Genomic DNA, 7,449 nt, shown 5'->3' with positions numbered 1-7,449 from the left:
AACAAACCCCTCGTCCAAGTGCCCAAGACCCCAGCCGTGCTGGTTGCTTTGAACAAGGTGTTCGAAGAACGCATCCTTCGTCACCTGGTTCTGGCTCGGCAAAAACATGAAGTTCGGAGGGACGCTGGCGTGTTCCGATGGAACAGCATGCCGTTCCAGCCAATCGCCCGCTTCTTGCGCATTGGAGATAACGAGCTCGGATTCTGCTTCTTTGAGCACGACCGTGTTCGCCTGCTTGCCGTTCTGAGCGTTCAGCACGAGGTCGCGCAACAGTTGCGACTTACCTGCATTGTTAGCCCCGACGACGCACGTAACCCCCGCGGTAATGAGTGGAACGCGGTCCCCAAGGGTGGATGTGATGCTCTCGAACCGAAACCTTATCGTCATCGTCCTGCTCCGTCGCTCCTCCTGCGGTCCTACGTCCCCCGCGGCATGCTTTGCGATCTCTTCCGTCCCAGAGGAGATCGTATCGGGTGGCGCCCCCTACGCAGAGCCTCCGAACCGGCATCACCCGGGCAGCGCCAGCAGCGCCAGGTGCAGGGCGGCGAGGGTCTCGCCGTCGTCGAGGTCGGCGTCCAGCAGGTCGGCGATGAGCGCCAGCCGCTGGTAGAACACCGACCGCGACAGGTGCGATGACGCGGCCGCCGCGGTGCGACTGCCCGGGTGCGCGACGACGGCTCGCAGCACCCGCAGCAGGTCGCCGCCGTGCTGCTCGTCATACCGGATCAGCGGCGCCAGCATCCGCTCGCTGTGCTCCTGCAGCCGGTGGTCCTCGCCGAGTTCGGTGACCAGGCGGGTGAGCGGGCGGTCGTCGACGCGGCGCACCTCCCCCGCACCGAGTCGCGCCGCGAGCAACCGGGTCGGACGGACGGATGCCAGAAGTGCAGCCACCGTGGCAGCCGGCGTCCCGACGGCGAGTCGTGCGGAGACACCGGCGGCCACGCGGGAGAGCTCCGCCGCCGTCACCTCGCGCGCCGCCGAGACGAGCAGCACGCCGTCGCCGTCGTGAACCGCACCGAGCACCCGCACGTCAGCATCCGACTCGTCCGCACCCGTGCCGAGCGCGCCGACGCCATCGACGAGCCGCGCGACCTGTCCCGCGTCCGCGCGCGGAGCCACCAGCACGCACAGGCTCCGCCCGCGCAATGGGAGCCCCGCCGATTCCATCCGCGCCGCCACATCGTCGGCACCGGTGTGCCGGTCGCCCGCCACCGCCTCGACGAGGTCGCGCGCGGGCAGCGCCGCCCAGCCTGCCGGCCCGTCGGCGAGCCGGGTCAGAGCCAGCGCGGTGGCGGCCAGTTCGAGCACGGTCAGCGCACCGGCCGGGTGCGCCGCACCGGGCAGGGCGACCAGTGTGCCCCACCGCACCCCACGTGCCTGCACCGGCACGGTGAGCAGCTCGGCGCCGGACCGCGAGCGTGCGCCCCAGCCGGACAGCACGTCGGATGCCACCGCGTCGCGCACATCGGCGGTGACGACCTCATGCCCCAGGGTCTCGAGCACGACCGGTGCGCCGAGCACCCGTGCGGTCTCGTGCACCACGGTGTCGGCGGGCGCCCCGCGCAGGCTCAGCTCGGTGAACAGCTCATGCAATCGCTGCCGCTGCTGCAGGGCCTCCAACTGGCCGGCGATGATCCTGCGGTGCACGGCCTCTGTCACGGCGACGAACTTGACCGTGCGCTCCAGCGCTACCAGCGCGAGCCCCCGGACTCGGCATGCGGCGATCAGCGCGGGTGGCACGACTCTGAAGCGAGCGCCCAGCTCGATGATCACCCCGGCGACGCCGACGTCGGCGAGACTGTTCGCGATCGTGCGCAGCGCGGGATCCGACCCCGACCAGCCCGCCGCGGTCGTCAGCAGCAGTTCACCGCCGTCGAGCAGTCCCGCGACCTGGTCGCTGTCCGACACGTGCACCCAGCGCACGGGCGCGTCCAGTGCCGCGTCGCCGACGAGCACCTCCGGCTCTCCGCGGCGCAGCGCCTCGCCCTCGAGCGCATCCCGCACCGTGGGCAGCGCGACGGCATCCGGACGTTCTGTCCGGTCGGCGGCAATATCCTGACGTTCTGCGGGCACCACCTCATCTTCCCGACTGTCAGCATGGGAATCAAGCCGCCCGGTCAATATGTGCGGACATCCCCCGAAACTCGATGAGGAGCATCCCGTGACCACGATCCGTCACTTCATCGGCGGCGCAGACGCCGGCGAGACCACCCGCACCCTGCCCGTCTACAACCCCGCCACCGGCGAGGCGCACCGCCAGGTCGCCGCGGCCTCGGCCGAAGAGGTCGAGCAGGCCATCGCCACAGCGAAGGCCGCTGCCCCCGGGTGGCGCTCGTCCACCCTCATCAAGCGCGCCGACGTGTTCTTCCGCCTGCGGCAGATCCTCGCCGAGCGCACGGACGAGCTCGCCGCGATCGTCACCAGCGAGCACGGCAAGGTGCTCTCGGATGCTGCCGGCGAGGTCTCCCGCGGCATCGAGAACGTCGAGTTCGCGGCCGGCCTGCTGCACCACCTCAAGGGCGAGCGCGCCGAGCAGGTCTCGCGCGGCGTCGATGTGCACTCGGTCAAGCAGCCGGTCGGTGTGGTGGCGTGCATCACGCCGTTCAACTTCCCGGTGATGGTGCCGCTGTGGATGGTCGCCTCGGCCATCGCGTGCGGCAACACCGTCGTGCTCAAGCCCAGCGAGAAGGACCCCTCGGCCGCGATCTGGATGGCGAAGGCGTTCCAGGAGGCGGGTCTTCCCGACGGCGTGCTCAACATCGTCAACGGCGACAAGGAGGCCGTCGACACCCTGCTCGACTCGAAGGACATCGGCGCGGTCAGCTTCGTCGGCTCCACCCCGATCGCGAAGTCGATCTATGAGCGCGCGGCCGCGAACGGCAAGCGCGTGCAGGCGCTGGGCGGCGCGAAGAACCACATGGTCGTGATGCCCGACGCCGATCTCGACGGTGCCGCGGCGGCCGCGGTGTCGGCAGCCTACGGCTCGGCCGGCGAGCGCTGCATGGCCGTGTCGGTGCTGGTCGCCGTCGGCGATATCGCAGACGATCTGATCGAGGGCATCCGCTCTCGCATCGGCGAGCTGCGCATCGGCGCGGGCACTGACTCGTCCAGCGAGATGGGTCCGCTGATCACGCGCGAGCACCGCGACAAGGTCGCCTCGTACGTCACCGGCGCCGCGGCGGAAGGCGCCACGGTCGTCGTCGACGGCACGCAGAAGTCGTTCGATGGCGACGGGTTCTTCACCGGCGTCAGCCTGCTCGACAACGTGCGCCCCGGAATGAAGGTCTACGAGGACGAGATCTTCGGGCCGGTGCTCTCGGTCGTCCGCGTCGACAGCTATTCCGACGCCGTCGAGCTCATAAACGCCAACCCGTACGGCAACGGCACCGCGATCTTCACCCGCGACGGCGGCACCGCCCGACAGTTCGAGTTCGACATCGAGGTCGGCATGGTCGGCGTCAACGTGCCGATCCCCGTGCCGGTCGGCGCCTTCTCGTTCGGCGGCTGGAAGAACTCGCTGTTCGGCGACGCGCACATCTACGGCCCCGAATCGATCGCCTTCTACACCCGCTCCAAGGTCGTCACCACCCGCTGGCCCGACCACACCCCCGCCCAGGTCGACCTCGGCTTCCCGAGCAACCACTGAGCAGCCGAGTCGGAAGGGAAGAGACATGGCACAGTTCACCGATCGGCACGGCACGCAGCATCCGCTCCCGGCCCCCGATGCCGCCGCGCAGGTGCGCGGGGACGACCGCGCGCACGTGTTCCACTCATGGAGCGCGCAGGCGCTCATCGATCCGCTGCCCGTCGCCGCGGGCGAGGGCTCGACGTTCTGGGACTACGACGGCAACGCCTACCTCGACTTCTCGAGCCAGCTGGTCAACCTGAACCTCGGGCACCAGCATCCGGATCTCATCGCGGCCATCCAGCAGCAGGCCGGACGCCTCGCGACGATCCAGCCGGCCGTCGCGAACGACGTGCGCGGCGAGCTCGCGCGTCTGATCAGCGAGGTCGCACCCGACGGACTCGAGAAGGTGTTCTTCACCAACGGCGGCGCCGAGGCCAACGAGTACGCGGTGCGCATGGCCCGCCAGGTGACCGGCCGGCGCAAGGTGCTGTCGATGTACCGCAGCTATCACGGCTCGACCTCCACAGCGATCTCGCTGACCGGCGACCCCCGGCGCTGGGCCAACGAGGTCAGCGACGCGGGCGCGGTGCGCTTCTTCGGACCGTACCTGTACCGCTCGCCGTTCCACTCCACGACGCTCGCCGAGGAATCGCAGCGCGCCCTCGAGCACCTCGAGCAGACCATCCTGCTCGAGGGCCCCGCGACGATCGCCGCGATCATCATCGAGACGGTGGTCGGCACGAACGGCGTGCTGGTGCCGCCGCCGGGCTACCTGCAGGGCGTGCGCGAGCTGTGCGACCGGCACGGCATCGTGTACATCGCCGACGAGGTCATGGTCGGCTTCGGGCGGCTCGGCGAGTGGTTCGGCATCGACGCCTACGACGGGCGGCCCGACCTGATCACCTTTGCGAAGGGCATCAACTCCGGCTACGTGCCGCTGGGTGGCGTGGTCATCTCGGATGCCATCGCCGGGCGCTTCGACAAGACGCCGTTCCCCGGTGGGCTCACGTACTCCGGGCATCCGCTGGCGTGCGCCGCCGGTGTGGCGACGTTCGAAGTGTTCCGGCGCGACGGCATCCTCGAGCGCGTGCGCGATCTCGGCGAGCGCGTCGTCGAGCCGACGCTGCGCGGGTGGGTCGACAAGCACCCGAGCGTCGGTGAGGTGCGCGGGCGCGGTCTGTTCTGGGCCGTTGAGCTGGTGCGCGATCGCGAGACGCGCGAGCCGCTGGTGCCGTTCAACGCGAGCGGCGCGGATGCTGCCCCGATGGGCGCCTTCACGGCCGCGGCCAAGGAGGGCGGCGTGTGGCCGTTCACCCACTTCAACCGCATGCACGTCGCCCCGCCGCTGGTGATCAGCGAGACCGATCTGGTGCGGGGCCTCGCAGTGCTCGACGACGCCCTCTCGGTCGCCGACGGCTACGTAACCTGATCCCCTTCGCCGACACCCCCACCTTCCGTCGAGACCCTCACGTATGGACGCCCATACGTGAGGGTCTCGGTGACACCTGGGGGTCTCGGCGACCGAGCGACCGAGAGGTCAGGTCAGCGGCGGCGGATCGGGTACAGCCAGAAGCACAGCCATGCCAGAGCGGTGAAGCCCAGCGGCACGACGGCGAGCATGATGCGGATGCCCCCGTCGACGGCATTCGGCTGCGCATCGCCGAGCGTCGCATCGAACCCCGCCGCGTTCAGCACCCACGCGGCGACGATCGCCTGCAGCACCACCGCGCCGCGCACGACGAAGCCGTTCACACCGAAGTACATCCCCTCGCGGCGATGCCCCGTGCGGTCGGCGTCGTCGTCGATGATCTGCGACAGCACGATCTCGAGCAGCTGCAGCAGCCCGCCAACGCCGACACCGACGCCGAGGCCGACCAGCGCCGCACCGAGCACGCTCCCCGGCCAGAGGAAGCACAGCACGGCGACGCCGAACACCGCGACCGCCACCAACAGCGCGGTGCGCGGGCTGGTGCGACGCACGAAGGCGCCCCAGCCGATGATCGACGGGATCGCCGAGGCGAAGATCGCGCCGAGCAGCACGCTCGCCTCGCCTTCCGCCGCATGCAGCGAGTACCGCACGTAGAACGGGATCGCGGCGATGATGATCGCGATCGAGGTCTGCACCATCAGCGAGCCGAGCACGTACGGCACGAACGCCCGGTTGGTGAAGGTGTGGCGCAGTTGAGCCCGCCACGGCATCGGCGCTTCGGCCACGACGGCACCGCGACGCTCGATCATGCCCAAGCGGAACGACCACAGCAGCATCCCGAGGCTCACCGCCCCCAGGATCAGCGCCATCGCCGGCCAGCCGAGTGCTCCGTACAGCATCGGCGCGAGAGCGGTGCCGAGCACCATCCCGAGGATGCCGAAGATCTGCCGGGGCACGTTGCCGCGCGCCCGCTCCTGCGTCGTCCGGAAGATCTCGGGGAACAGCGCCGAGATGTTCAGCACGACCACGACGAACGCGACGTCGTACACCGCGACCACTACGAGGAACCAGGCGATCAGCCCGCCGGCGGGCAGCTCGGGCGGCATCCACACCAGCGCGAAGGCGACGACCAGCGGCACGATGCCGAGACCGATCCACGGGATGCGCCGCCCCCACGGCGTGCGCAGCCGGTCGGACACCGCGCCGACGACCGGGTTCAGCACCGCGTTCAGGATGCCGTGCGCGATCATCGCCGCGGCGACCCACTCCGCGGGCACGGCGAGGTGCGCGACGTAGAAGTAGACGACGAACGCGGAGAACGTCTGCGTCATCAGCTGGATCGGGAAGCCGGATGCCCCGAACGCGACGGTCTGCGAGCGGGTGGGTGCCGCGTCGAGGCGACGGTCGCGGATGCCCGTGAGCAGGCTCATCGCGTCTCGCCGCTCGAGTCCGCCGGCGTCCCGTCGCGCGATCCGGCCGGGGCGCGCTGCAGATCGCGCAGGGCCCGCCAGCCGATCCGCACCAGGCCCTCAGCGGTGATCGCCTGTGCGACCAGCGGGTCGGTGAGCAGTCTCAGCTCGTAGCCGCGCTTGATGGCTGCGTAGTCGACGGTGCCTCGCAGCTCGGGTCCGTCGATCATCGGGTGCAGGTACACCTCGGTCACGCCGGCCGGCACCGTGCGCAGCAGGTCGATGAACCCGTCGCGCACGTGCTCGTAGGTCTCCTGCTGGGCCGTCGCCTCGCCGGCCAGTTCGAACGGGTGGGTCCAGAGGCGGTCGGGGATGACCACACCCGCGGCATCCGCTGCCGTCACCGCCTGGTCGAGCACCGGTTGCAGCGCCTCGTCGATGCCGTATCCGGCGGCGTAGCGCGGCAGCCGGAACGGCAGCCCGTGGCGTGCCGCGAGTTCGAGCACCGAGCCGAGGAAGTTGCGCCCGGTCTCGAGCCCGTACACCGACCCCATGTGGTTGTCGAGGTGGGTCACGTCGACACCGGCGGACAGTGCTGCCTCGACCTGCAGGTCGAGTTCGGCGGCGACGTCGTCGTCGGCCGCCTGCTGCTCCACCTCGCGCACGGTGCGCGGGAAGTACCCCTCGGCGTCGACGAGCGACGAGAGGATGCCCGTGAGCGGCCGCCACCGGTACCGGTCCCACTCGCTGGTGAGCACCAGGTGCACGCCGACGTCGAGATCGTGACGGCGTGCGGCGAAGGCTGCGGCGTCAGCCGCCCAGGAGCACGGCATCATGATCGTCGCCGAGTCGAGATGTCCGGCGTCGAGCAGCTGCGAGATGGCGGTGTTCGCCGCACGGCACATGCCGTAGTCATCGGCGTTGAGGATGATGGCCCGAGTGTCTGCGGCATGCCCCAGACGCTCGATCAGAGATGCGGGCAC

Annotated in this window: 6 protein-coding genes; 2 read left to right on the top strand and 4 right to left on the bottom strand. The window is 70.1% G+C overall.

All coding sequences use genetic code 11. The features are described 5' to 3' along the window. Both WDU99_RS16295 and WDU99_RS16290 read right to left on the bottom strand, forming a co-directional pair. Positions 1-270: hypothetical protein (locus tag WDU99_RS16295; RefSeq protein ID WP_337333522.1), on the bottom strand; the 270-nt coding region annotated here is incomplete at its 3' end. A gap of 237 nt (positions 271-507) precedes the next feature. Beyond that, entirely contained in the window at positions 508-2,073 is a 1,566-nt protein-coding gene (locus WDU99_RS16290) for a PucR family transcriptional regulator (RefSeq protein ID WP_337333521.1), read from the bottom strand. Between the two features lie 88 nt (positions 2,074-2,161). Between WDU99_RS16290 and WDU99_RS16285 the strand changes: the two genes are divergently transcribed. Further along, positions 2,162-3,646, top strand: coding sequence for a CoA-acylating methylmalonate-semialdehyde dehydrogenase (locus WDU99_RS16285; RefSeq protein ID WP_337333520.1), 1,485 nt, complete (start codon positions 2,162-2,164; stop codon positions 3,644-3,646). A gap of 25 nt (positions 3,647-3,671) precedes the next feature. After that, positions 3,672-5,057: an aspartate aminotransferase family protein gene (locus WDU99_RS16280; RefSeq protein WP_337333519.1), complete on the top strand. Its 1,386-nt coding sequence runs from the start codon at positions 3,672-3,674 to the stop codon at positions 5,055-5,057. 113 nt (positions 5,058-5,170) lie between these two features. Here WDU99_RS16280 and WDU99_RS16275 read toward each other — a convergent pair whose 3' ends face one another. Beyond that, positions 5,171-6,487: an MFS transporter gene (locus tag WDU99_RS16275; RefSeq protein WP_337333518.1), complete on the bottom strand. Its 1,317-nt coding sequence runs from the start codon at positions 6,485-6,487 to the stop codon at positions 5,171-5,173. Next, positions 6,484-7,449, bottom strand: coding sequence for a polysaccharide deacetylase family protein (locus WDU99_RS16270; protein WP_337333517.1), 966 nt, complete (start codon positions 7,447-7,449; stop codon positions 6,484-6,486). The genes WDU99_RS16275 and WDU99_RS16270 overlap by 4 nt, the downstream gene beginning before the upstream one ends.

This window comes from Microbacterium bandirmense, from assembly GCF_037204185.1.
Taxonomy (GTDB): Bacteria; Actinomycetota; Actinomycetes; order Actinomycetales; family Microbacteriaceae; genus Microbacterium; species Microbacterium bandirmense.
Note: the sequence above shows the minus strand (reverse complement) of the source record. Positions and strands in the feature narration are given on the sequence as shown.

Bases quoted from the DNA above. Each gene is read 5' to 3' on its own strand.
- WDU99_RS16280 (WP_337333519.1), top strand. From the start codon at position 3,672: ATGGCACAGTTCACCGATCGGCACGGCACGCAGCATCCGCTCCCGGCC.
- WDU99_RS16275 (WP_337333518.1), bottom strand. From the start codon at position 6,487: ATGAGCCTGCTCACGGGCATCCGCGACCGTCGCCTCGACGCGGCACCC.